The sequence below is a fragment of the Clostridiisalibacter paucivorans DSM 22131 genome (assembly GCF_000620125.1).
GTDB lineage: Bacteria > Bacillota > Clostridia > Tissierellales > Clostridiisalibacteraceae > Clostridiisalibacter > Clostridiisalibacter paucivorans.
The window spans coordinates 76810-102356 of the sequence record NZ_JHVL01000005.1 but is presented as its reverse complement, the minus strand read 5'-3'; the positions used below and the strand labels follow the sequence as shown (position 1 = coordinate 102356).

Here is a 25547-nt window from a genome sequence, read left to right as displayed (position 1 = left end):
GGGGTTTTTTTGAAAAGATATATTAAACAAGGTATAAAAAATAAAAGATTAGGGATAAAATTTTTAATATTTCTTATAGTATTGATATTTATACCCTTAGTATTGAATATATTTTTTGTATATAAAAGGGTGATAAGTACTATAGAAAGTGAAGAGATGCGAAATATAGATCACTTAGTTGTAAAATCTACACAGAGTATGAACTTAACTATAGATAATATAGAGAGAAATATCTATAAACTTACAAAGGATATGTCCATAATTGGTTCTTTAAAAAGATATAATAGTTTAGATAAGATATATCAAGACAAAGTTAGGATACATGTAGAAAATAAACTTCAAGATATCATATCTAATGATTATTATATTGATAATGTAAGTATTATAACTGACTCAGGGAACACATTTTCTGCTGGTAAAAATTCAAAGGACGTTTTTTTAGAAGATGTTTATATTGACAGATTGAATAAAATAGATAAAGGAGATATAAATTGGGATTTAATAACTAAAAAAAATAATGGTTTTAAAGATTGCATATTAGTTAGTAAGTCATTAAATATTAGTGAACATAATTCTATTGGTTATATATTTATATTTATTGATTCTCAAAAATTCACGAAATTATATGAAGATATAGTATATAGTGATTTTAGAGATATAAATTTATATGATAAAGATTTTAATGTTTTATTTGATGATACCAATATTTCTATACCTAAGGAGAAATTAAAGAATAATTTGATTAAATATGGTGGGAATCAATCGGAGATAATCACAATCAATGGATTAAATTACAGTATAAATGTACAAAACATACCAAGGATAGATGCTTTTATAGTAGGGGTAGCTTCGTTAGAAGGATTAAGTTCACCAGTTAAAAATTCTTTAATAGGTACTTTTTGGATAATGTTTATTATAACGGTTATCATATCCATAGGTATTATAACTCAATCAGTCTTGCTATCTAAAACTATGACTCAGAAGAAAATGGGCGAATATAGGCTGAAGTTAAGTGAAGATACTAATCAAAAATTGAGAATTTACAAGCATGATTTTATGAATCATTTACAAATTATAAGGTCTTTATTGGACATGGATTGCAAAGATAGGATAGAAGAATATATAGAAAATTTAGTAGATGAAGGAAGGGGAATTAAAAATAATTATCAAATAGGTATACCAGAGATAGAATCTACAATATATAGTGCCATAGCATCAGCTGAAAAATATGATATAGAAACAAGAATTGATGCTATAGAGTTGCCAGAGGAGTTACATATAAATATATATGATTTAGTAAAAATTCTTACAAATTTAATAAAAAATGCTATATATGCATTGGCAAATGCCAATGATCAAGAGAAAATACTATATATAAAAATATATTGGGAGTTAGATGAATATATTTTCGAAATAGTAAATAGTGTTCCAACCATTTCTCAAGAGATACGGAGGAAAATATTTAATAAAGGTTTCACAACAAAGGGAAAACATGGTGATGGATTGGGACTTTATATAGTCAAGAAATTAGTAAAGAAAAATGGTGGGAGAATGGAACTAAAGATAGATGAAATAGGAAATCACTTCATTATAAGATTCCCAGGGTATTAAGGGGCTTAAACTTAAGCCCCTTAAACTATAGATGCCAATAACAAAAGCTCTTCATTGTCATTATAAATTTTATCAAATTGAGATATGGGTAAAGGATTTTTTCCTTTTCCTACTTCTATGGTATATCCTGGTTTCCTGTATTTTAATATAAACCAATCTTTATATCCTGCATATGCAGCAGTACCATATGTTTCTGCTAATCTATATCCACTGGCATTTGAAAATAAATCTCCTATATATTTTGCTTCATCAGATGCTAAATCTTGAAAGTCCCAGAATATAACTTCTCCTTGACTATGGTATGCCAATACTAATCTATAAGAAAATTTTCTAGTAAAGTTAGCCAATGCTTTAGATTCAGGTTCTGATTCAGGAAATTCTCCAGGATATTTTGTAGGTCCAGGGCTATCAAAGCCTAATTCTTCAGCTAATTCTTTATATTCATCCCATAAAGCATCATAATTGTGATTTAGATCTACTCCTCTAATATTTGCTTCCCATACTTGAGAAAAGGGAAGCCCTGTATCGTTCCAATCTATTAACTGATCATAATAGGGATTAGTTTTGTCTAAACCATCTATTACTAAATCTACCCCATCAGGATTTACCATTGGTATTATATATATGGAACTGTTATTCCATATTTCCTCAAGATTATATCCCCTTATGGATTCACCATTAGAATAGGCCTTGAGAAAGTTTTCAGTAAATTTCATTAAAAGAGGAGAGGTAATCCATTCTAAGGCATGGTGGGCACCATTATATAATACTTTATTATTTCCTGTACCCAATCTTATATAATATAATTTTTTTCCTAATACACTTTTTCCTATTTCTCCTGTTTCAATGAAAGGATATCTTTTTTTAAGACCCTTTATATTCCTTGAGAGTATTTTATAAGTGTAATCAATATTTGTATCTACTACATCTATGCCGTAGGGGATTACTATAACTTCTCCTATTTTTAGATTATTAGGATTTATTCCAGGATTAGCTGTAATTATGGCGTTTACAGATGTATAATATTTTTTGGATAAATTGTAAAGCGTATCTCCTGATACTATCATATGATAGCTGTATCCTAATAATAGAGGATTTAAGACTCTATAAGTTTTAGGTCCTATTATACCATCAGGTGTTAAACCATTGTCTTTTTGAAAATTAATTACAGCTGATTGTGTTTTACTACCGAATATACCATCTATTGGTCCAGGGTCGTAGCCAATTCTTTTTAATAGTGATTGTATTTCCATAACATCAGAACCTTGAGACCCTAATTTAAAAATTCTCAAAAGATCACCTCCTAGAGACTTATATAATTGGCAAAGTCCTTCTTATTACCTATAATTTCACAGGAATTTAATAGCTTAGATTTAGTAGTTTTCCAAGTGTGATTAGTTAAATCTTTAGATCTTATAACGGAAAAATTAAATCTATCAGCAGAATAGATTTTAAATCCTAATTTTCTTGCATCTATAAAAAATATGGTATCTTCACCTTTATTCTCGGAAATAAAAGAGATCTTTTTAAATATTGATTTCTTTGCTATAAACCCTGAACCTGAAACAAAGTTTACATATCTATTTTCATTACCTGCATATCTTAATAATAAGAGGTTTTCTTCTTTTAAAAATACAAAATAAGTTTTTTTGCCTACAATGTGGGCATCGGTATATTTGAAAGTATTCATGAGATCTATCAAATAATTTTGAGCATAGTAATCATCATCATCAAACTTAGATATATATCCATATTTAGACTGTGAAACTCCAAAGTTTAAACATTCTCCTAAGGATTTAGATTGATCTAATCTAAAGATCTTTACATCTGGATATTTTTTGAAATTATTTTGCCATTTTTCCAATGAGATAGAGTTATTATTTAATATAATAATTAATTCTTTATTGGGATATAATTGATTTTTATAATTATTTAATATATTGTTCATGTTATGCTCTCTTAAGGTACTTACTATTACTGATACCCCTTCTTTTTCTTTATTACTGTGTGTCTTAAGGTCTATCTTATCTAATATTTCTTCAACTCTATGTCTATAGGTGTGCTGATTCATAACTTTTCTTATACCTAGTAGGGAAAGTTTATCTCTTAAATTTGGATTATTTAGCAGTTGAGATAAATATTTGCTGGCATCTTCTTTAGTATTAGCCATTTTTACTATATTAGAAAAGTAATTGTCAATACCTTTAGAATAACTACTTATAATATTAGTTCCCGAGGCTAATATTTCAAAAACTCTTCTAGAAAACATAGTTGGACTATTGTGGACAGAGTTTACATTTAAAAAAATGGGATATTTCTTATAAGTTTTAACCATATCTTTATAGTCTAAAGGTTTCTTTATGAATTTACTGTATAAGTTTGGAAATTTAAAAAAGCTAGAATTACTATAATAATGCCGATCATAAATATCTAATCCATAATTAAAAGCTGGCTTTAATATCATTTCCATATATTTATTCCTATTATTATGACCACTATTATACCAAGACCCAGAGAATGCAACCTTTCCCAGTTTTTTTTGATTGCGATTTATAGGATTGTGTATCTTTGGTTGAGCTGCAAAGGGCAAAGTAAATACATTATCATGATGGAGGATTTTTTTATATTTTGGGACACAATTTGAGTCAGTAGTAAATATAAAATCAAAAAGTTTTGCAGTCTCTAAAAAATTATTAAAGTGAATGGGGTCTTCTTTATTCCAAAAAATAGTAGGAATATTTTTTGACTTACATAGATTCACTATATCAAACAATGGACTATGATTTGTATTTTTCAATCTAATTATTAAGTTTTTCCATTCACCATTTAAACCTTCCCATGCAGACTCAACAAAGAGCAAATCTATATTGGTATTGGTCAAAGTTTCTTTCCAATTTGAAGGAGTTAATGGAATAAGTTTAGCCTCATACTTTAGGCACTGATAACTAAAATTATCTAATATAGATGCTATATTTAAACTCTTGTTAGATATGGGAGTATAATATTTTTCTGATTTCTTATTAGGAATATTTTTATTAACAGATTTTTTAATATGTTTCTTATTAGGAATATTTTTATTAATAGGTTTTTTAATATGTTTTTTATTAACAGGCTTTTTTATATAGTGTTTTTGTTTTTTAGGTTCTTTTTTTTTACCTTTAAAATTACTGATAATACTTAGAATTTTTTCTTTATTACTGATAATATTCTGTTTTTTTGCAAGATTAAATGTAGTAGAATCATTATTTGAATGGATTACTATTGTATAATTATAGCCATCTATAATTTCATGGGGTAAATTGATTACATCTGGGTGTCCACCAGGTATTTTATATCTCTTTCCATTTATGAAATCCTTAGATTTATATATCAATGTATAAAAAGGTGGAGATGGGAGGTTTATTGTTGCCATTTTTCCTGTATTAGAATTATAGATATATCCTTTTTGATTTATTAATGCAATAGTAGATGAACTTTTCAATTTATACTTATGAAGTTTTTCTACGAAATCTCTATGATACATATCATCAGAGTCAATCCTTGTAAGATAGAGATAGTCATATTTAGTAATGATATCATTTATGGTTTTAGTGAAAGCATTTTTACTGATAAAAGATATATTATTAGGCAAACTTTGATACTGTTTTAAGGATTGCTCTATTATATCTTTTGTGCAGTCTTCATACTGTATAAAACAGCTAAAATTTTGATTTGATTGATTTTTAAGGCTGTTACATGTATATTCCATAAAAGTATTGATTCTATTTTTTATCCATATAGGATCAAAACGCTTATTGCTAAAAGAAAAAGTGTTCAAATTTATATTTATTATAATCTTTTTATTGCTTGTATTATATTTTTTTCTAACCAATTTTTTTTTGAATGCTTCATAAGGAGAGTTATTAACTGGCTTAGATATATTTTTATTATTCATTAAATCACCTCATATTATTGGGGTCTAACAAAATAGTATTTTTAGTATTTAGTTGATTTTCTACTTTATGATATGATTGATAAAATTTTTAGTGACACATACCTTTTTACACAATGTCAATAGCAGATCATTGTTTATATGCCAAGTATGGTTATGATAAGAATTATATCTAATGTAAACGTAGTTAAACCTATTATGAGAGTATATCTTTATATTATTTCTATGACAGTCCTTACAAAATTCTTTGTCTTCTCCTAAATTTATATCTCTAAACTTTATCTTATCGAAGATACTTTTATCAATGACTAGAGTAGAGCCATCTACTCTATATACAAATCTATTTTCTTTGCTTATATTTTTTATAGCTAAAATCTCCTTGTCTTTAAAATATATATAAATATTGGCTTTGCCTATGACTTTTACTTTCTTTTCTTTCATTGTATTAATAGTGTCTATTAAATAATTTGGAGCATAAAAATCATCATCATCAAATTTAGCTATAATGTCATAAATGCTATTTTCTATTGCAAAATTTAAACATTTACCTAAAGAAGTATCTGAAGATTTATGAAATATTTTTATATTACTTGAAGAAATAAATTTTGCACTTATATTTTCAAAGTCTACATTGTCTTTGTTTATGACTATAATTAGTTCTTTATCATTTATAGACTGTCTATTAAAATTTTCTAAAATATTGGTAATCAAAGCTGGTCTATTTGTACAGGTAATTACAGATACCATGAGTTTAGATCCTCCTATATAAATAATCATTGAGATTTACTTTATATTATTCAACAGGACTAAAAGGTGGCAAAAATCCTTTAACCAAAAAAAAATTAATTAATATTATATTAATAAAGAAAGAGGAGGGATTAAATTGATGAATAAAAACTTTAGAAGGGATAGGTATTATATAGCTCTATTTGATACTAAAAACTACGCTATTCAAATGTATTATACTTTAGAAAAACAAGGGTATAGAAATTATCAATTGATTTCTACCCCTTGTCAGATTACTGGAGGTTGTAACTATTCTATTAAATTCAATGATATTGAAGATTTTAGAGTTTTAAAAGAACAATCAGAGATTTATAATAGACCTATTCGAGAAGTATATTTATTTACACGAGAAAATGGGAAAAATTATATTAAGAGAATAGGGGACATGGATAATTTATTTGAATAAATTGATAATTTTATTTATAAACCCTTTTTGAGATTTGTTATCTAAATTGTTTTTTAAATTTATTATATTATCGTTAATAGATTCCATCTTTTTTATTAGTATTTCATGGTTTTCATCTAAATTATTTTTAATATCATCAATACTTTTAATTATGTCTTTTTTTGATTCTTCAAATTGTTTTATTGCATCTAAGATGTCCTTGTTGTTTTTGGTAGACGTACTTTCTTGATGGTGATCATCCATATTTAATGAATTAGTTTCTATTTTAGAGTTATTGTTGTTTAAAGCATATATAGTAGGTAAGACGATGTTATTATCGCTGTAATATATATGATTTATATGTGTATTGGATGTTGAATCCTTAGAAGCAAAAGCTATAGGGACTAAATCATTATATTTTTCTGATGATTGGAAATCATAAATGTTCCAAGACAATCCGAAGTCTTTAGAAAAAAAGCCTTTTATCTTTTTATTATTATCAATATATATTATCTTCAAATGATTCTGATGTTGAAAAAATATAGGATGAATTTTATTATCATTGTTTTGAGGGAGGGAAATATCTACCCAATTATATCTATTATTTGTGTTATTAGAAAGTATTTTATAATATATAACTGTATTATTGTACTTTAAATTCCATATTACATGTAATATATCTTTACTATCTATAAAAATATAATAATTTAATGGAGAATTATGTTTATCTGATATGTCTTTAGGATATTTTCTCCATTTGCCTAAAAGAGAACTAAATTGTAAATAATATAATTGATGTAGTTGCTCTTCTTTATTTTCATAAACTAAATGTATATTACCTAAACTATCTAAATCAACTGTAAAAGTGGGATTATCCTTTAGTGGAATGTAGCTTATGATATTATGTTTTTTAATTCCTTTATGACATACTATATGTTTTATAGTCCATACATCGCTGTTTATTAAATTACAATAATTATAGAATATATGAATTATGCCGTCTTGGACTTTTAGACATAAGGTATTAAATCTATTGGAGTTTATATTAATATTGATTGATATTAAATCTTCTAATAATTTATCGTCTAGCCTAGACACAATAAGTTTATTGTTATTACAGATATAAGCTATTAAAATCTCTTTTTCATAAGCGAATCCTGAAAATGTAAGGACTTTACTTGGGATATTTAATAAATCTTTGCTCACCTTTATATTTTTTTCGTATTTTTCAATAATAATTTTTCCTTCTTCAGTTAATGAGAGTTTTGAAAATATGTTTTTTGACTCATTTATGATGATTTTTTTACCATAAATATAATTCATTTTTTTCACCATCCTAATTTTAAAACATTCACCAAAGAACTTATATTACATACTATGAAAGTAAAGAAAATTTTATTAAACAATTTCCATAAAAAGGAGGTCAGTTTTATGTCAAATGGTTTTAATGACCCTAGTCCAGGGGAAGCTATCATTGATCAAGGGCTAGAATATATAACAGAGACCGTGTGTATAATTACTGATAAAGTGTATGCCCATTGTCAACAGAGGGAATGTTTTGCAAATATTGATGTAGATTTAAATGAGGGTGAATTTAGCAGTATAAAATTTAGACCAGGATTTATTGAGGAAAACACTTTAATTGTTACAGATCTAGAGAATAGACCAAATTTTAAAAGAGTACAATTTACATTAAAGGTACCATATGAAATAACGAAAAAGGACGGCAGTACAATAACAGGGTTCTTACCTGACATTAGAAAAGATATAGTACTATTTATACCAAGTGCTAGAGACGAATTTGATTTTAGAATAGTTGTTGAAACTAGTTCATCTTTATTAAATACTCCAACTCAATCTAATGGAATAGTGAGCCTTGCTGTAGGGGTATTCGTAATAGTAAAAGTTGTAGGAAGGGTTCAATTATTGATTCCAGCATATGGATTTTGTCCAGAACCTCCAGAGTGTGAAGAATTTAGTCCAGATAAAGATATATGTGAAGAGTTTGAATATAGACCATTTCCAGACTTTTTTCCACCACAATTTGAAGATATATATCCAGATGTATAAGAAGCGTGACTGTAAAAGTCACCTTCTTTATTTTTTGTAAAAACAAATAAAACTTTGAATGTTGACAAAAATACTTGGGTATATTATACTTAAATAGAATTCCAAGTAAAACACTAGGGATTATAAGATGAGGTGATTTTATGAAATTGTCTACAAAGGGTAGATATGGATTAAAGGCCATGTTGGAACTTGCACTTCATCATGGAAAAGGTCCAATGCCCTTAAAAGATATAGCGGATAATCAAAGGCTTTCAGAACATTATTTGGAACAATTGATTGCTACTTTGAGAAAAGATGGATTAGTGAAAAGTGTAAGGGGATCTCAAGGAGGATATTTATTAGCATATGACCCTGACAATATAACTGTAGGACATGTATTGAGATCATTAGAAGGTGATATTGCCCCAGCAGATTGTGTTATAGAAGGTGATGTCTCAAGTTGTGATAGAGAAGAGTATTGCGTAACTAAAACCATATGGGAAAAAATAAGAGATAGCATTAATGATGTGATCGATACTGTAACTCTTCAAGATATGGTAGATGATCAAATCAAACTTTTAAAAAAACACCAATAGATATTAGGAGGTTTTTGTATGGATAGACAAATTTATATGGATAATTCTGCTACCACCCCTGTTAAGAAAGAAGTATTAGACGTTATGATGCCTTATTTTTCAACTAATTATGGAAATGCATCTAGCATATATAAATTGGGGAGAGAATCTAAAAGTGCAATAGATAATGCTAGGCTGACAGTTAGTAATATTTTAGGAGCAAATGCAAATGAGATTTATTTTACAAGTGGAGGTTCAGAATCTGATAATTGGGCAATAAAGGCAGTAGCTCTTGCCAATAAAAATAAAGGAAATCATATTATTACTAGTAAGATCGAGCACCATGCAGTTTTACATGCATGTGAGTATTTAGAAAAGCATGGATTTACAGTGACATATCTGGATGTGGATGAGTATGGTATGATAGATTTAGACCAATTAAAAAGGGAAATAAATGATAAAACTATACTTATAACTATAATGTTTGCTAACAATGAAGTTGGTACTATACAGCCTATAAAAGAAATTGGAAAAATTGCTAAGGAAAATAATATATATTTTCATACAGATGCAGTTCAAGCTATTGGAAATGTAAAAATAGATGTAAAAGAATTAAATATAGATCTATTATCACTTTCGGCACATAAGTTTTATGGACCTAAAGGAGTGGGTGCTCTGTATATTAGAAGTGGTGTAAAGCTTGATAACTATATTCATGGAGGAGCACAGGAGAGGAATAGAAGGGCAGGAACAGAAAATATACCTTATATAGTAGGATTGTCAAAGGCTATGGAGATGGCATATGAGAATTTAGATGATCATAATGAAAGATTGACAAGATTAAGGGATAAAATGATAAATGATATAATGAATAGAATAAGTCATGTAAGATTAAATGGTCATCCAGAAAAAAGACTTCCTGGTAATGTGAATGTATCTATTGAATATATAGAAGGTGAGGCTTTATTGTTAAGTTTAGATATGGTAGGAATAGCAGCATCTAGTGGTTCTGCATGTACATCAGGTTCATTGGATCCATCCCATGTATTACTAGCTATGGGACTACCCCATGAAATAGCCCATGGGTCATTAAGATTTAGTTTAGGAGATTTTAATGATGAATCGGATGTTGAATATGTGGTAGATAATTTAGAAGAGATTGTAACTAGACTTAGGAAGATGTCACCATTATATGAAAGTGTAAAGGAGGAAAAATAATGTATTCAGAAAAGGTTATGGACCATTTTGCAAATCCAAGAAATGTTGGAGAAATAGAAAATGCAGACGGTGTAGGTCAAGTTGGGAATCCTAAATGTGGAGATATAATGAAAATATATTTAAAAGTAGAAGATAATATAATTAAAGATGTAAAATTTAAAACTTTTGGATGTGGCTCTGCTATAGCATCATCAAGTATGGCTACAGAAATGATAATGGGTAAAAGTATAGATGAGGCTTTAAAAGTTACTAACAAAGCAGTTGCCGAGGCGTTAGATGGTTTACCACCAGTAAAGATGCACTGTTCAGTATTGGCGGAACAAGCTATAAAGGCCGCACTTTTAGATTATGCTAAAAAGAATAATATAGAGATAGAAGAGTTAAAAGATTTTGACCCTGATGAAGATCCCCATGAACATTAATGTTAAATAAATATGGTTTGGTGAGTGACTATAGTTTATAGTAGTAATTTTATGAACTTCATATGTATTTTAGTAACCACTACTATGCTACAGTGGTAATTGTTGAGATTTAAGTTGCTTATGGTTTTATTAAAATAAAGTTTTGTAAATGCTCTAGCTACTGTATTTTTCAGTAGCTTTTTTATATACTGAATATAAATGAAAAAAACTGTCTAAGATATTAATGGAGGTATTTTAATGGACAAGAAAAAGGTAGTAATAGGTATGAGTGGAGGAGTAGATAGTTCTGTAGCTGCATATTTATTGAAAAAGCAAGGATATGATGTTATAGGAGTAACTATGAAGATATGGCAAAAAGATAGCTTTGAGAACAGTGGAAATGACAGTAGCTGTTGTTCATTATCAGCAGTTGAAGATGCTAGGATGGTAGCTAACAAGTTAGATATCCCTTATTATGTTATGAACTTTAAAAATGTATTTAAAGATAAGGTTATAGACTATTTTGTAGAAGAATATGGTAAAGGACGCACTCCAAATCCTTGTATAGCATGTAATAGATATGTGAAATTTGAAGAACTTTTAAAAAGAGCTAATGAATTAGGTGCTTACTATGTGGCTACAGGACATTATGGAAAAATATATTATGATGAAAATAAAAATAGATATGTTTTAACTAAGGCTAAAACTGAAGGCAAGGATCAAAGCTATGTATTATATAATTTAACACAAGAACAATTAAAGCATACATTGATGCCATTAGGTGATTTTGACAATAAAGAGAAAGTTAGAGAAATAGCACGGGATTTGGGTATGATTGTTGCTGACAAGAAAGAAAGTCAAGAAATTTGTTTTATTGAAGATAATGATTATGGGAAATTTATAAGAGAAAATGCTAATTATAAAATTAATAAAGGCAATTTTATAGATATAAATGGAAATGTATTAGGAAAACACAATGGAATAACGAATTATACAATAGGCCAAAGGAAAGGGCTTGGCATAGCTTTAGGAAAGCCTATGTATGTAGTAGATATAGATGTAAAAAATAATATTGTTATACTGGGAGATGGAGAAAAGGTTTTTGGCACCCAATTATTGGCAAATGATTTGAATTTTATTTCAATTGAAAAATTAGAAGAGCCAATGAGGATAAAAGCAAAAATAAGATATGCAGCAAAAGAAGAAGATGCTGTTATAAAACCAGTTGAAAAAGACAAAGTTGAGGTAGTATTCGATAAGCCAGTTAGGGCCATAACACCAGGTCAAGCAGTGGTGTTTTATGATGGAGATATAGTTTTAGGCGGTGGAACTATTTTAAAAAAGATTAAATAATTGACACTATAAATAATGGGGATAAAAGAAATAATATATAGTAAAAGAAATAAGGAGCGATCCCTAATTGAGAAAATGTAGTGAAATAAAAACCCTTGATATATTTGATTTATACAGTAGAGAAGTAGTAGGGAATATCAAAGATATAATATATGATACGGATAATTATAAAATTTCAGCATTTGTAACCAGTGAAAAAGGTGTGTTTAAAGATGCTGAAATATTGAAATATGACGATGTCACTATTATCGGAAAAGATGTTATCATAATTGATAACAAACAAAGACTAAAAAAATTAAAAAATTATGATGAAATATCAAAACTTATTGAAAAAGATAATTCATTAATTGGAAACATAGTGATATGTGAGAATGGTGAAGAAATAGGATATATTTGTGATATAATAATTGATGAAAGAAATGGATATATAAAGGGATTTATATTAACTGATGGATTGATAGAAGATTTAATAAATGGTAGAATATATTTACCTAATATGAAAAAAATAGTACGCACTCCCAATAGCATTATAATAAATACAGAAATGCTATACACTATATGTAATTGTAAGGATGAAATGAAGAATTTGCTAGGTGTATAATACTTTATTAAAGACAAAATATTAATATAGTGTATTCTATACTAATGCTAGAAAGAGGTGTATATGAAATGAGAAATAGATTTATGTCAGGTATGTTAACAGGAAGCATATTAGGGGTCACAGCTAGTATGTTTGCCGCCAATAAAATGACGCCTAGACAGAGAAGGAAAATGATGAAACGAAGTAAGAATCTGCTTTTTAATGCAATAGATTTTATGAACTTTATGTAGAGGGCAGCTTAAGCTGCCTTTTTATTTAGATGCGGGGGGAATTATATGGAATATATTATGAATATTGTTAAATATCTTAATGATATTTTAATCGTTATATTACTATTGATAGGCATATATTTTATTGTAAATATTGGCAATAGTTATGTAGGAAACAAGAAAAAATTGAGTATATCTAAGAAGCAAGGTATTTTAATAGCATTAATATTATTATCTATATATCTAATTAATAAGATGATTGTTAATACTGATATTTTAGGTGAATTGGTATTTATTATATTGTTTTCAATTATTTTTTCTTATGTATTAAATCCATTGGTAAATAAGATGGAAAAACAAGGAATAAAGAGGGTTTGGGGAGTATTGATTACATATGTAAGTATTGTTTTAGTACTAGTGTTAATATTTATTTCAATATTCCCTGCTATAGTACAAGAGTTTAAAAAATTGGCAGAGTTAATGCCTTCTTATTTTAAAGAGATAAATATTGCATTTAATAATATATACAGACTTTATTCTGATAATATAAATAATCTTCCTGCGGGATTTGAAGGGATAAAAACAAGTTTTGATGATAGTTTAGGAAATATTCAAAGTGTATTAATATCTGCAGTTGAAAATATAACTACTACAATTGTAGGTATATTTTCAAAAACCTTTAGTCTTTTATTAATACCAATTTTATCTTTTTATTTTATAAAAGATAAAGAACTGTTTAAACAAAAATTATATCTTATGATTCCTAAAAATTATCGCCAAGATATTATAAGAATAGCAAAGGATGTTGATTTGGTTTTAGGTAAATTTATAAGGGGTCAATTGATAGTTGCTTTTTTTGTAGGACTGGCTACAGCCATAGGATTGTTGATACTGGGAATAGATTTTTCTTTAATTATAGGTATAATTGCAGGAATAGCAAATGTAATACCGTATTTTGGGCCTATAATGGGTATAATACCTGCAGTGATGTTTGCGTTTTTAGAAGATCCGTCTAAAATAATATGGGTAATAGTAGTATTTATTGTTATACAACAGATAGAAGGAAATATACTTTCTCCTAAGATAGTGGGAGAGAGTGTAGGACTTCACCCTGTAGTAGTTATAGTTTCTTTACTTATAGGAGGAAGTTTAATGGGGATATTAGGTATGTTATTAGCTGTACCTGTAGTTGCTGTTTTAAGGATATTATTCAATTTTTCAATTGAAAAGCTAACTGAATAACGATTTAAAACATAGAATGTTGACAAATCTAATTTATGTTAATATAATACTGAATATAGTTTGGACATTATTTATAAAAAATTAATATAAAATACTATGAAGGGGATTAGTAGATAAGTTTTTAATATTTCAGAGAAGATACTCTAGGCTGAGAAGTATCTATATTAATCTATCGAAGCTACCCTGGAGTTTAAATGTAAGTATATGAGGAATTTACGATTAATTCCTTATATAATAAAGAGACTGTTCCATAGTAAATAGGGTGGTACCGCGGGTTATCTCGTCCCTATATTTCGGAACAGTTTTTTGTTTTTTGTAAATATTTATTTGGTTTACATATAGAAAATCTAAAATAAAAGGAGAGTATGTAAATGAAAAAATTAGGATTACATCAATTGAGAAAAATGTTTTTAGAATTTTTTCAAGAAAAAGGGCATTTAGCAGCTAAAAGTTTTCCATTGGTACCTAAGGATGACAAAAGCTTGTTACTTATAAATGCAGGTATGGCTCCTCTTAAGCCTTATTTTTCAGGAGCTAAAGAGCCACCAAGAAAAAGAATGACAACATGTCAGAAATGTGTAAGAACAGGTGATATTGATAATGTAGGTAAGACAGATAGACATGCTACTTTTTTTGAAATGCTTGGAAATTTTTCTTTTGGTGATTATTTTAAAATAGAAGCCATAAGATGGGCTTGGGAGTTTATGACGGAAAGAATGGAAGTGTCTAAAGAAGATTTATGGGTTTCTGTATACAAGGATGATGAAGAAGCTTATAAAATATGGAATGAACAGATAGGTGTACCCAGCAAAAGAATAGTTAAATTAGGAAAAGAAGATAATTTTTGGGAGTTAGAAACTGGACCATGTGGTCCATGTTCAGAGATATATATAGACAGAGGTGAAGAATATACTTGTGGTAGTCCAACATGTAAGCCTGGATGTGAATGTGACAGATATGTTGAAGTATGGAATTTAGTATTTACACAGTTTGAAAAAGACGATAGAGGTAATTACACTCCATTACCCAATCCCAATATAGATACAGGTATGGGACTAGAGAGACTGGCAGCTGTAATGAACGGAGCTGATAATATATTTGAAATTGAACCTATTAGTACAATACTTAATGAAGTAGAAAAATTGTCAGGAGTAAAGTATGGAGAGAGCAAAAAAGATGATATGTCTATAAGGGTAATAACAGACCATTTAAGAGCTATAACTTTTTTAGTATCTGATGGTGTTATACCAAGTAATGAAGGACGAGGATACGTGCTTAGAAGACTTATTAGAAGAGCATCTAGGCATGGCAAATTATTAGGCATAAAAGATAATTTTTTATATAATATGGTTAAATTAGTAATAGATAATTGGAAGGAAGAATACCAAGAATTAGAGGAACGAGAAGTTCAAATTTCTAAAATTATAAAAATAGAGGAAGAAAAATTTGAAGAGACTATAGACCAGGGACTAAACATATTAAAAGAATATATTAAAGAATTAACAGATAAGAAATTAGATAAACTTGATGGAATTAAGGCATTTAAACTTTATGACACATATGGTTTCCCATTGGATTTGACAAAGGAAATTTTAGAAGAAGAAGGGTTATCCATAGATGAGAGTGCATTTAATGAAGAAATGGAAAAACAAAGGGATAGAGCTAGAAAAGCTAGAGGAGATAGTGATGATAATGGATGGAAGATAGAAGAGAATCTATCATCAATTATAGGTACAGAGACATATTTTAAAGGTTATGACAAATTATCACTGGAGACAGAGACCCTTATGATAATTAAAGAAAATGAAGTATCAGAAGAATTAAAAGAAGGAGAAGAAGGAATTATAATACTTAAAGAGACACCTTTTTATGGAGAAAGTGGAGGACAAATAGGTGATCATGGTATAGTTTATAATAACTGTGGAAAGGGTATAGTAAAAGATACAAAGAAGATATCTGATGACAAAATATTACATTTTGTTGTTATGAAAAATGGAAAAATAGGTAATAACGAAAAAGTAGTTGCATCTGTAGACAATAAAAAGAGGTATAGCATAGCTAGAAATCACTCTGCTACTCATTTATTGCATAAAGCTTTAAAGGAAGTTATAGGGGAGCATGTTAACCAAGCAGGTTCTTTAGTTACTGACGAAAGATTAAGATTTGATTTTACTCATTTCCAGGGACTAGAAATTAAGGAAATAGAACAAATAGAAAAAATAGTTAATGATAAAATATTTGAATCTTTGGAAGTATTAGTATTAGAAAAGACTTTAGAAGAGGCTAAAGAAATGGGAGCTACTGCTTTATTTGATGAAAAATATGGGGATAAAGTAAGAACTATAAAAATTGGAGATTTTAGTATGGAGTTATGTGGAGGAACCCATGTAAATAATACAAGTGAAATAGGTATGTTTAAAATATTAAGTGAATCGGGCATAGCATCAGGCATAAGAAGAATTGAGGCTATAACAGGATATAAAGTTTATGAATATATAAATGATATGGAAAATAAAGCTTTACAGTTAGCAGAATTACTTAAAACAAATAGAGAAAATATTGTTTCCAGGGCTAAGACATTAAATCAAGAAAACAAAACGCTGGAAAAGGAGATTGAAAGATTAAAAATGAAGTTAGCTAGTAGTAAGACACAAGATATAATAGATAGTGCTTATGAAGTTAAAGGGATAAAGGTCATTGCTAATAGGGTAGATGGTATGGATATTAATGGACTAAGACAATTAGGAGATCAGATAAAGGATAAAATGGGATCGGTTTTAATTGTATTGGGTACTGGTAAAGATAATAAAGTAAACTTTATAGCAACAGCAACACAAGATTTAGTAAAGCAAGGTATTCATTGTGGAAATATAGTAAGGGAAGTGGCTAAAGTAACCCATGGTGGAGGTGGAGGCCGTCCCAATATGGCTCAAGCAGGAGGAAAAGATTCTTCGAAGATAGATGAAGCGTTAAGCAAAGTGAAGGGATTAGTAAATAATCAATTGAAAATATAGAATATATTTATACCCAGTAGGATAAATGATTATCCTACTGGGTATAATGTAAAAGAAGGATAATCTTATATGAACATAGAATATAATCTATATATGGATAAATATGATAAAGGGGTGTTCTATTTTGAATAAAGATAGTAATAACACAATGAAATTTAATGTCCCAAAGGAAGGCATAAATGAAGCCAAGGAAATAATTTTTAATGTATACAGTGCCTTAGAAGAAAAGGGATATAATCCAATAAATCAAATGGTGGGATATATATTGTCGGGAGATCCTACATATATAACAAGTCATAACAATGCAAGGAGTTTGATTAGAAAAATTGAAAGAGATGAATTATTAGAAGAGCTTTTGAAGGCATATTTAGCTAATAAATAAGAGGTGTGATTTTATCATCAATGAATAAAAAACTTTTATTAATTATAACAATACTTTTTTTCTTTAGTTCTTATGGGTTTTCTGAAGATGCAAAAGATAGTAGAGTTTTTGTATTTATAATGAATAGAACTAATATTGATGATATAAATAAAATGGACAATTTTAAAAAAATAATATTTAAAGGTGCCTTTGGTATCATGAATACTAGGGCATCAGATGGGTATGATAGCGGAGGTTCATATCTTACAATTAATTCAACCCAAAGGGCTTTTGTAAAAAAAAATATTATAATTAATAAAGGTATTGATGGACGTGTAAAAGTTGATGTGAATCCTATAAAAAAAGTAAATGTAAAAAATTATTATTCACCTGAGATAGGAGTTTTAGGTGATAGTATACATGAATTAGGATTAAAAACAGCAGTATTTGGCAATTCAGATACTGCTGAGAGTTTTATTAGATTAAATACACTCTTAGCCATAGATAGTGAAGGCATAATAGATTATGGATTTTTTGACAGCATAAATCGGAAAAATATAAATATGCCTTATTTTTATAGTACAGATTATAATAAACTAATGTCCCTCATTAGAAATATAGATAATGAAGTTGGTTTTTTAGTTATTGAGTTTGGTGATTTAAATAGAATCTATCAAAATGCCAATAATATTAATTATGATGACTACTTACATTATAGAAATAAAATACTTTTAGATATAGATAGCTTTTTATTGCAATTTTTAGAAGGATTTAACAAACAAAAGGATTTATTAATAATATTAAGTCCCAATCAAGGTGATGAAAACATATCGAATAGTAGCAAACTTAGTCCTGTATATATGTACGGAAAAAATATACCATCTGGTATTATATATTCTAATACTACTAAAAGAAAAGGTGTTTTGTCTAATTTAGATATAGCCCCATCTATATTAAGGTTCTTTAATGTAGATACAAAAGAATTTGATGGAAATCCTTTAGAAGTTATAGAAGATAAGGATAATTATAGTTTTGTTAAAGGATTAAGCAAAAGAATAGATAGAATATCTTATATTAGGAAAATAGTAATTAAAAGATTCGGGTATATTTCTTTGATACTGTTATTGTTGCTACTATTTTTATTGAAAATTAATTTTAATATTAGTATTATTAATATATCTATTAATATTATTCCTATATTTACATTGACTGCAATTACATATCCTATTACATATCTAAGTTTTGAAAAGGCAGTATATTATATGGTAATTATATTGATTTTATCCATGTTAAGCCTTAAAGTTGTTAAGGATAGCCTGTTGAGATTATTTTTTTTACAATACGGCGTAATAGTTTTTGATTTAATTATGGGAAGTATATTAATAAAAAACTCTATATTGGGATATGACCCTATAATAGGGGCTAGATATTTTGGAATAGGAAATGAATTAGCTGGGATATACATAGTTTCTTTTTTACTTGTATTTATAAGTAGATTTAACGAATATAAGAAGATTATAATGTTGACTTTTATATTCAGTATACTAATATTATTAAGCCCCAATATGGGAGCTAATATGGGTAGTACTATTGCAATAAGTGTATCTATGTTTTATTACTATATTAAGGAATTAAAGGTCAAAGAGATTATAAAAATCCTTATAGCGGTGACAATTATATTTTTATTTATTTTATACTTTAGTGATACATATTCTCATTTGAATAAGACCTTTATACATTTGATAAATAGAGGATATACAGAATTATTTGACATCGTAATTAGAAAAATATCAATGAATCTTAAATTATTGGGTATAAGTATATGGTCCGATATTTTATATGGGAGCATTGTTTTAATTTCATTTATATTATTAGTTTTTAAGAAAGAGATAAAGTATATTTTAAATTTCAATAAGAATATATTATTAGCAATCGATACGTCGTTAATTGCATCGCTAATAGGCTTTTTATTTAATGATTCAGGGGTTGTTTTGTCATCATTATTGAATATTTTTTTATTAGCATTTATGATTAAATTTATTTCAAACCAAAGAAAAACATTAATGATGATGAAAAGAGGTAAATAAATGGAAATAAATAAATTGGGTAATACTAATATAGAAGTTTCTAAAATATGTTATGGTTCTCTTACAATAAGCCCTTTGCAGGCCAATCTAGGCTACGAAGAGGCGGGAAAGCTTATAAAATATGGCTTTGAAAAAGGTATTAAATTTATTGATACAGCTGAACTTTATGACAATTATAAACATATAAAAGAGGCTCTAAAATATATAAATAGAAAAGATTTTGTTATTGTTACTAAGTCTTATTCATATTCTAAGGAGACAGCAAAAAATAGTTTGAGAAAAGCTTTAAAAGAACTTGATACAGATTATATAGATATATTTTTATTACATGAACAAGAAAGTGAATTAACATTTAAAGGTCATTATGAAGCAATAGAATATTTTATTGAAGCAAAGAAAAGAGGTATTATAAGAGCATTTGGTATTTCTACTCATAGGATAGAAGCAGTTAAAGATTCTTTAAAATATGATGAAATAGAAATAATTCATCCTATTATAAATAAGTTAGGGTTGGGTATACAAGATGGTTCTATTGACAAAATGCTATCTTACGTAAAGAAGGCCTATGATATGGGAAAGGGTATATATGGAATGAAACCTCTTGGAGGGGGACATTTGATCAAAAGCTCAGAGGAAGCGTTTAATTTTGTCAATAACTTACCTTTTTTGCATTCAATTGCAGTAGGAATGCAGTCTATGGAAGAAATAGATGCTAATGTAGAGATGGTGACAACGGGCAAGATACCTATTGAAATTAAAGAGAGATTAAACAAAAAAACTAGAAAATTACATATATCTGATTGGTGTATAGGATGTGGAAACTGTGTAAATACTTGTAAACATGGAGGTATAAAAATAGAAAATGGAAAAGCTGTTTGTATACCAGAGAATTGTGTGTTTTGTGGATATTGCGCAAAAAATTGTCCTGAATTTTGTATAAAGGTCATATAATTAGGAGGAATCTATGAAGAGATTTATGGGCTTAGATGTAGGAGATAGAACTATAGGAGTTGCAGTTAGTGACCTTTTGGGAATTACTGCTCAAGGAATAAAGACTATTAGAAGAAGTGATATAGAAAATGATATAAAAGAACTAAAGGAACTTATAGATACTTATGAAGTAGAGGATTTAGTTGTAGGATTACCTAAAAATATGAACAATACTATAGGCCCCCAGGGAGAAAAGGTGTTAGAGTTTATTGAGGAAATAAAAAAACATCTAGATGTAAAGATTTATTTGCAAGATGAAAGACTTACTACTGTTTCCGCTGAAAAAATGCTTATAAATGCAGATATTAGTAGAAAGAAAAGAAAAAAGGTTATAGATAAGGTAGCTGCTACCTATATTCTTCAAACTTATTTAGATAAAAAGAGAGGATGATGGAAATAATGAAAAAAAATGTCTTTGAATTTTATGATGAAGATGGTAAAAGATTCGAATTTGAACTGGTAGACTACTTTGAGGTTGAAGAAGTAGAATATGCAGTTGTTAAAGAAATGGATAAAGATGAAGCGGTGTTACTACGAGTAGAATATGATGAAAAAGGTGATTCTTATCTTTCTGTTATTGAAGATGAATCTGAATACAATGATATAAGGGATTTATATGGTCAAATGTTGGAAGAAGAATAAAAGACTTTGGTGATTGTCTATGCATATATCAAATAAAGAAAATTTAGTAGAAGGTATTTTTAAAAGAAGGCTAAATAGATTTGTTGCTGAAGTAGAGATAGATGGAAAAACTCATTTAGCTCATGTTCCAAATAGTGGTAGGATGACAGAGTTATTAATTGAAGATAACCGTGTAATATTGAGAAGGGTATATGATGAATCGAGAAAAACAAAGTATGATTTATTAATGGTATATAAAAATTCAATGGTTATTAATATAGATTCTAGAATGCCTAATAAGTTATTATATTTAGCATTTAAAAATAGAGATATAAACTATTTTAAAGGATATAATCAAGTAAATAGAGAAGTTACATTTGGTAATAGTAGATTCGATATTGGTTTAACTGGGTTAAATAGAGTATTGATAGAAGTTAAATGTGTTACTTTAGTTGAAGACGGCATTGCAATGTTTCCAGATGCCCCTACTAAACGGGGAAGTAAACATGTAAAAGAATTGATACGAGCTAAAGGGTTGGGTATAGATTGCGGAATATTTTTTATTATTCAAAGAGAAGATGCAAGTGTATTTATACCAAACAAGACAATGGATCCCGAATTTGCAAAAAACTTAAAAAACGCTTATAATGAAAATATAATAATAAGGGCGATAACTTGTAATGTAAATAGGGATAGTATATCTTTAGCAAAAGAAATACCTGTAGAGATATAGTTAGAAATATTTAGGTTATCTTATGATGATATGAAAAATATTAACATATTTGTTGACTTTTTCATATCACATATATAGACTATTAATATGGACTTTAGTGGGGTTATATATTGTATTTTATATAAATTTAAATTTACTTTAAGCGGGTGGGTTGTGAATGAGTATAAATGAAGAGAACTTAAGATCTAAATTAAAAGAAAAGGGTTATAAATTAACCACCCAAAGAAGGGTAATCTATGATGTATTTGCAGAAAATTCCGGTGATCATCTTAGCCCTGAAGAGGTATATGATAAGGTAAAGGGAAAATATCCTGAAATAGGGTTGGCTACAGTATATAGAACATTACAGTTGTTAGAAGAGTTAGGGTTAGTGTATAAGCTTAATTTTGATGATGGGTGTAGCAGATATGAAATAAATTTAGAAAATGATGACAATCATCACCATCACCATTTGATATGTTTGGGGTGCGGAAGAGTTATAGAGGTAAAGCTGGATTTGTTGGAGAATCTGGAAGATGCTATTGAGAAAGAAGGGGAGTTTGAAATAGTTGATCACAATGTCAAATTTTTTGGATATTGTAAAGACTGCAAAAAATAAATCCCACCGGGGATTTATTTTTTTGGAAAGATTACAAAACAAAAAGGCCATGGTTCGGTTATAAAAAATATTTGATAGAACAAATTATAAAAAGATAAAATTTTGATAAAATAATGATGATATAGAAATAAGAGGAGCGTGTTACAGTGACAAATAAAAAATCAAAACTAAAAATAATACCCTTAGGAGGGCTGAATGAAGTTGGAAAGAATATAACTGTGATTGAATACAAAAACGAAATAATCATAGTAGATTGTGGGCTTAGCTTTCCAGAGGATGAAATGTTGGGTATTGATGTAGTTATACCTGATATAACATATTTGCTTAAGAATAGAGAAAAAATAAAGGGAGTTGTATTGACTCACGGACATGAGGACCATATTGGAGCATTGCCTTATTTGTTGAAAAAGATAAAAGTGCCTATTTATGGCACGAAATTGACATTGGGTTTAGTTGACTATAAGTTAAAAGAACAAGGTATCAACAATATAAAACTGAATATTGTTAATACTGGTAACGCTATAACACTAGGTAAATTTAAGATAGAATTTATAAAGACTAGCCATAGTATACCAGGTTCAGCAGCTCTTGCAATACACACCCCTGAAGGTATAATAGTACACACAGGAGACTTTAAGATTGACTATACCCCTATCGATGGTGAGATGATGGATTTACACAAATTTTCTGAGTTAGGAAAAAAAGGCGTATTAGTATTATTGTCTGATAGTACAAATGTTGAAAGAAAAGGATATACTATGTCTGAAAAAACTGTTGGAGACACATTTGTGGATATTTTTATGAATGCTAAACAGAGGATTATAGTAGCTACATTTGCATCAAATGTTCATAGAGTACAACAGATAATAAATGCTGCAGTAATGTTTGACAGAAAAGTTGTAGTTTCGGGTAGGAGTATGGTAAATGTGGTTAATGTGTCAAAGGAATTGGGATATTTAAATGTGCCTGATGGAACTTTAATAGACATTAAGGATATGGACAAATATCCTGATAATAAGGTAGTAGTAATTACTACTGGTAGTCAGGGAGAACCTATGTCTGCTTTATCTAGATTGGCATCTTCAGATCATAGACAGATGGAATTAATCCCTGGGGATTTAGTTATAATATCAGCTACACCTATTCCAGGAAATGAAAAAACAGTATTTAGAGTTATAAATCAGTTATTTAAAAAGGGTGCCAATGTTATTTATGAAGCTTTAGCTGATGTGCATGTATCAGGTCATGCATGCCAAGAGGAACAAAAACTTATACATGCATTGGTTAAACCAAAGTTTTTTATACCTGTTCATGGAGAGTATAGACATTTAAAGCAGCATGGACAATTGGCAGAAGAAATGGGTATGGATAAAGAAAATATTTTTATTGCACAAAATGGTTCAGTGATGGAATTCACAAGGAATAGTGGAAGATTTGCAGGTTCTGTGCCTGCTGGAAATGTCCTAGTAGATGGTTTGGGAGTAGGGGATGTAGGAAATATTGTGTTAAGAGATAGAAAACACCTTTCTGAAGATGGATTGTTGATAGTAGTTGTTACTATAACTAAAGAAAATGGAAAGGTAGTTGCAGGTCCAGATATAATATCTAGGGGATTTGTGTATGTGAGAGAGTCTGAAGATTTAATAGGGCAAGCTAGAAAAGCAGTTAGAGAAGTATTAGAAGAGTGTGAAAAAAATAATATAACTGATTGGTCTACATTAAAATCTAGCATAAGAGATGTATTAAGGAATTTCCTTTACGAAAGAATAAAGAGAAATCCTATGATACTTCCTATAATTATGGAAGTGTAATTGGGGATATGAGGTTAACGATAACTATGTTTGGGGCATAGTTATTAGATAAATAGCATCAAAGGAGGTTTTATCATGGGGATGAGATTATTAATGTATTTAGGGATTTTAGTAATTGGAGGAGTATTTAGTTACAAGGATGTATTTGGTAAAAAGATTCATGGGAAATTGGATATTATCCAGACGATCTGCTTATTGTTTTTGCTTTTTATTATGGGGGTTAGGATAGGTCTAGATGATAAAGTTATATCCTCTTTTCTAAAGCTAGGGTTTCAGGCTCTAATAATTTCAATTTTTTCTATAGCCTTCAGTGTAATATTAGTAAAATTAGTGAAGGGATTTATAGTTAAAAATGAAGAGAAGGTGGGGGCTGAAAATGAGTATTAAGATAATATTAACAGTTGCATTGGGGATTGGAGCAGGATATTTTGTATTACCAGATGTAGTATTTAATTATACTGACTATGTTATTGATATTGGATTATGTCTATTATTATTCTTTGTAGGGATGGATATAGGTAGAAATAAAGAAGTACTACAAAAGATTAAAAAGTTGGGACTGAAAATTTTATTGATTCCAATAATGATAATAATAGGTAGTATAGCAGGGAGCGTAGTTGCAGGCATTATATTGGGGCTTCCTTTTAATGAATCTAGTGCTGTGGGAGCAGGGCTAGGGTGGTATACATTATCTGCTATGATGCTTACTGGTTATTCTGCAGAATTAAGTGCATTGGCATTTATATCCAATGTAACTAGAGAGATAATAGCATTAATAACTATACCACTAATAGCAAAATATATTGGAGACTTTGAAAGCATAGCTCCTGCTGGTGCTACGGCTATGGATACTTCATTACCTATTATATCTAGTGCAACTAATCCCAAAACTGCCATAGTATCTTTTATAACGGGGGTTATTTTATCATCTGCAGTACCTATTTTGGTACCTATATTTATAAACTTATAAA

Annotated in this window: 25 protein-coding genes and 1 other annotated feature; of the genes, 21 read left to right on the top strand and 4 right to left on the bottom strand. The window is 28.6% G+C overall.

From position 1 onward, the window contains the following. Positions 1-9 precede the first annotated feature (9 nt). Positions 10-1611: a sensor histidine kinase gene (locus Q326_RS0103760; protein ID WP_026894165.1), complete on the top strand. Its 1602-nt coding sequence runs from the start codon at positions 10-12 to the stop codon at positions 1609-1611. 20 nt (positions 1612-1631) lie between these two features. On the opposite strand, the gene Q326_RS0103755 is transcribed toward Q326_RS0103760, so the two are convergent. The 3 genes from Q326_RS0103755 to Q326_RS16540 are packed head-to-tail and all read right to left on the bottom strand — an operon-like array spanning position 1632 to position 6289. After that, entirely contained in the window at positions 1632-2903 is a 1272-nt protein-coding gene (locus tag Q326_RS0103755; RefSeq protein ID WP_026894164.1) for a M14 family metallopeptidase, read from the bottom strand. Positions 2904-2914: 11 nt separating this feature from the next. Next, positions 2915-5545: a glycosyltransferase gene (locus Q326_RS18140; protein WP_084489520.1), complete on the bottom strand. Its 2631-nt coding sequence runs from the start codon at positions 5543-5545 to the stop codon at positions 2915-2917. Between the two features lie 60 nt (positions 5546-5605). Then, entirely contained in the window at positions 5606-6289 is a 684-nt protein-coding gene (locus Q326_RS16540) for a glycosyltransferase family 2 protein (RefSeq protein ID WP_051531087.1), read from the bottom strand. A 139-nt stretch (positions 6290-6428) separates the two neighbouring features. On the opposite strand from Q326_RS16540, the gene Q326_RS0103740 reads away from it, so the two are divergent. Then, positions 6429-6734, top strand: a complete 306-nt coding sequence (locus Q326_RS0103740; protein WP_026894162.1) for a putative Se/S carrier protein — start codon at positions 6429-6431, stop codon at positions 6732-6734. On the opposite strand, the gene Q326_RS0103735 is transcribed toward Q326_RS0103740, so the two are convergent. Further along, positions 6723-8036: a hypothetical protein gene (locus tag Q326_RS0103735; protein ID WP_026894161.1), complete on the bottom strand. Its 1314-nt coding sequence runs from the start codon at positions 8034-8036 to the stop codon at positions 6723-6725. The genes Q326_RS0103740 and Q326_RS0103735 overlap by 12 nt on opposite strands. A gap of 108 nt (positions 8037-8144) precedes the next feature. On the opposite strand from Q326_RS0103735, the gene Q326_RS0103730 reads away from it, so the two are divergent. The 19 genes from Q326_RS0103730 to Q326_RS0103640 all read left to right on the top strand — a co-directional run bounded on the left by Q326_RS0103730 (position 8145) and on the right by Q326_RS0103640 (position 25546). Further along, the gene (locus tag Q326_RS0103730) at positions 8145-8783 is read left to right on the top strand and encodes a hypothetical protein (protein WP_026894160.1); all 639 of its coding nucleotides are present in this window, start codon (positions 8145-8147) and stop codon (positions 8781-8783) included. A 140-nt stretch (positions 8784-8923) separates the two neighbouring features. Beyond that, positions 8924-9358, top strand: a complete 435-nt coding sequence (locus tag Q326_RS0103725; protein ID WP_026894159.1) for an RrF2 family transcriptional regulator — start codon at positions 8924-8926, stop codon at positions 9356-9358. Between the two features lie 18 nt (positions 9359-9376). Continuing rightward, a complete protein-coding gene (gene nifS / locus Q326_RS0103720) occupies positions 9377-10555 on the top strand; it encodes a cysteine desulfurase NifS (protein ID WP_026894158.1) in 1179 nt (392 codons plus the stop codon). After that, positions 10555-10977 (top strand): Fe-S cluster assembly scaffold protein NifU, encoded by a 423-nt coding sequence (gene nifU / locus Q326_RS0103715; RefSeq protein WP_026894157.1) that lies wholly within the window; start codon positions 10555-10557, stop codon positions 10975-10977. The genes nifS and nifU overlap by 1 nt, the downstream gene beginning before the upstream one ends. 237 nt (positions 10978-11214) lie before the next feature. Further along, positions 11215-12309, top strand: coding sequence for a tRNA 2-thiouridine(34) synthase MnmA (mnmA, locus tag Q326_RS0103710; RefSeq protein ID WP_034600993.1), 1095 nt, complete (start codon positions 11215-11217; stop codon positions 12307-12309). Between the two features lie 67 nt (positions 12310-12376). Then, positions 12377-12910 (top strand): PRC-barrel domain-containing protein, encoded by a 534-nt coding sequence (locus Q326_RS0103705; RefSeq protein WP_026894155.1) that lies wholly within the window; start codon positions 12377-12379, stop codon positions 12908-12910. A 68-nt stretch (positions 12911-12978) separates the two neighbouring features. After that, positions 12979-13140 carry a hypothetical protein gene (locus Q326_RS18440; RefSeq protein WP_169733570.1) on the top strand — a complete coding sequence of 54 codons (162 nt, stop codon included), beginning with the start codon at positions 12979-12981 and terminating at the stop codon, positions 13138-13140. A gap of 45 nt (positions 13141-13185) precedes the next feature. Next, positions 13186-14361 carry an AI-2E family transporter gene (locus tag Q326_RS0103695; RefSeq protein ID WP_026894154.1) on the top strand — a complete coding sequence of 392 codons (1176 nt, stop codon included), beginning with the start codon at positions 13186-13188 and terminating at the stop codon, positions 14359-14361. Positions 14362-14448: 87 nt separating this feature from the next. Then, positions 14449-14652 (top strand) — a binding site (T-box leader). 80 nt (positions 14653-14732) lie between these two features. Next, positions 14733-17375 carry an alanine--tRNA ligase gene (alaS, locus tag Q326_RS0103690; RefSeq protein ID WP_026894153.1) on the top strand — a complete coding sequence of 881 codons (2643 nt, stop codon included), beginning with the start codon at positions 14733-14735 and terminating at the stop codon, positions 17373-17375. A 148-nt stretch (positions 17376-17523) separates the two neighbouring features. Then, positions 17524-17757: an IreB family regulatory phosphoprotein gene (locus Q326_RS0103685; RefSeq protein ID WP_205687642.1), complete on the top strand. Its 234-nt coding sequence runs from the start codon at positions 17524-17526 to the stop codon at positions 17755-17757. A gap of 20 nt (positions 17758-17777) precedes the next feature. After that, positions 17778-19823, top strand: coding sequence for a hypothetical protein (locus Q326_RS0103680; protein WP_026894151.1), 2046 nt, complete (start codon positions 17778-17780; stop codon positions 19821-19823). Continuing rightward, positions 19824-20774 (top strand): aldo/keto reductase, encoded by a 951-nt coding sequence (locus tag Q326_RS0103675; RefSeq protein ID WP_026894150.1) that lies wholly within the window; start codon positions 19824-19826, stop codon positions 20772-20774. It abuts the gene before it with no gap. Between the two features lie 13 nt (positions 20775-20787). After that, positions 20788-21204 carry a Holliday junction resolvase RuvX gene (ruvX, locus tag Q326_RS0103670; RefSeq protein WP_026894149.1) on the top strand — a complete coding sequence of 139 codons (417 nt, stop codon included), beginning with the start codon at positions 20788-20790 and terminating at the stop codon, positions 21202-21204. A gap of 8 nt (positions 21205-21212) precedes the next feature. After that, entirely contained in the window at positions 21213-21455 is a 243-nt protein-coding gene (locus tag Q326_RS16535) for a DUF1292 domain-containing protein (RefSeq protein WP_169733569.1), read from the top strand. A 19-nt stretch (positions 21456-21474) separates the two neighbouring features. Continuing rightward, positions 21475-22167 carry a DNA/RNA nuclease SfsA gene (gene sfsA / locus Q326_RS0103660; protein WP_026894148.1) on the top strand — a complete coding sequence of 231 codons (693 nt, stop codon included), beginning with the start codon at positions 21475-21477 and terminating at the stop codon, positions 22165-22167. Positions 22168-22324: 157 nt separating this feature from the next. Further along, complete coding sequence (locus Q326_RS0103655) at positions 22325-22765, top strand: Fur family transcriptional regulator (RefSeq protein ID WP_205687640.1); 441 nt, start codon at positions 22325-22327, stop codon at positions 22763-22765. Positions 22766-22911: 146 nt separating this feature from the next. Next, positions 22912-24576: a ribonuclease J gene (locus Q326_RS0103650; protein WP_026894146.1), complete on the top strand. Its 1665-nt coding sequence runs from the start codon at positions 22912-22914 to the stop codon at positions 24574-24576. A gap of 75 nt (positions 24577-24651) precedes the next feature. Beyond that, positions 24652-24963 carry a LysO family transporter gene (locus tag Q326_RS0103645; protein ID WP_051531083.1) on the top strand — a complete coding sequence of 104 codons (312 nt, stop codon included), beginning with the start codon at positions 24652-24654 and terminating at the stop codon, positions 24961-24963. Further along, positions 24953-25546 carry a LysO family transporter gene (locus tag Q326_RS0103640; protein WP_026894144.1) on the top strand — a complete coding sequence of 198 codons (594 nt, stop codon included), beginning with the start codon at positions 24953-24955 and terminating at the stop codon, positions 25544-25546. Before Q326_RS0103645 ends, Q326_RS0103640 begins: the two co-directional genes overlap by 11 nt. Position 25547 lies beyond the last annotated feature (1 nt).

Coding starts and splice junctions, on each gene's coding strand:
- Q326_RS0103675 (WP_026894150.1), top strand. CDS start 19,824: ATGGAAATAAATAAATTGGGTAATACTAATATAGAAGTTTCTAAAATA.
- mnmA (WP_034600993.1), top strand. CDS start 11,215: ATGGACAAGAAAAAGGTAGTAATAGGTATGAGTGGAGGAGTAGATAGT.
- ruvX (WP_026894149.1), top strand. CDS start 20,788: ATGAAGAGATTTATGGGCTTAGATGTAGGAGATAGAACTATAGGAGTT.
- Q326_RS0103735 (WP_026894161.1), bottom strand. CDS start 8,036: ATGAATTATATTTATGGTAAAAAAATCATCATAAATGAGTCAAAAAAC.
- Q326_RS0103680 (WP_026894151.1), top strand. CDS start 17,778: ATGAATAAAAAACTTTTATTAATTATAACAATACTTTTTTTCTTTAGT.
- alaS (WP_026894153.1), top strand. CDS start 14,733: ATGAAAAAATTAGGATTACATCAATTGAGAAAAATGTTTTTAGAATTT.
- Q326_RS16540 (WP_051531087.1), bottom strand. CDS start 6,289: ATGGTATCTGTAATTACCTGTACAAATAGACCAGCTTTGATTACCAAT.
- Q326_RS0103730 (WP_026894160.1), top strand. CDS start 8,145: ATGTCAAATGGTTTTAATGACCCTAGTCCAGGGGAAGCTATCATTGAT.
- Q326_RS18140 (WP_084489520.1), bottom strand. CDS start 5,545: ATGAATAATAAAAATATATCTAAGCCAGTTAATAACTCTCCTTATGAA.
- Q326_RS0103645 (WP_051531083.1), top strand. CDS start 24,652: ATGGGGATGAGATTATTAATGTATTTAGGGATTTTAGTAATTGGAGGA.
- Q326_RS0103655 (WP_205687640.1), top strand. CDS start 22,325: ATGAGTATAAATGAAGAGAACTTAAGATCTAAATTAAAAGAAAAGGGT.
- sfsA (WP_026894148.1), top strand. CDS start 21,475: ATGCATATATCAAATAAAGAAAATTTAGTAGAAGGTATTTTTAAAAGA.
- Q326_RS0103685 (WP_205687642.1), top strand. CDS start 17,524: ATGAAATTTAATGTCCCAAAGGAAGGCATAAATGAAGCCAAGGAAATA.
- nifS (WP_026894158.1), top strand. CDS start 9,377: ATGGATAGACAAATTTATATGGATAATTCTGCTACCACCCCTGTTAAG.
- Q326_RS0103725 (WP_026894159.1), top strand. CDS start 8,924: ATGAAATTGTCTACAAAGGGTAGATATGGATTAAAGGCCATGTTGGAA.
- Q326_RS18440 (WP_169733570.1), top strand. CDS start 12,979: ATGAGAAATAGATTTATGTCAGGTATGTTAACAGGAAGCATATTAGGG.
- nifU (WP_026894157.1), top strand. CDS start 10,555: ATGTATTCAGAAAAGGTTATGGACCATTTTGCAAATCCAAGAAATGTT.
- Q326_RS0103695 (WP_026894154.1), top strand. CDS start 13,186: ATGGAATATATTATGAATATTGTTAAATATCTTAATGATATTTTAATC.
- Q326_RS16535 (WP_169733569.1), top strand. CDS start 21,213: ATGAAAAAAAATGTCTTTGAATTTTATGATGAAGATGGTAAAAGATTC.
- Q326_RS0103740 (WP_026894162.1), top strand. CDS start 6,429: ATGAATAAAAACTTTAGAAGGGATAGGTATTATATAGCTCTATTTGAT.
- Q326_RS0103640 (WP_026894144.1), top strand. CDS start 24,953: ATGAGTATTAAGATAATATTAACAGTTGCATTGGGGATTGGAGCAGGA.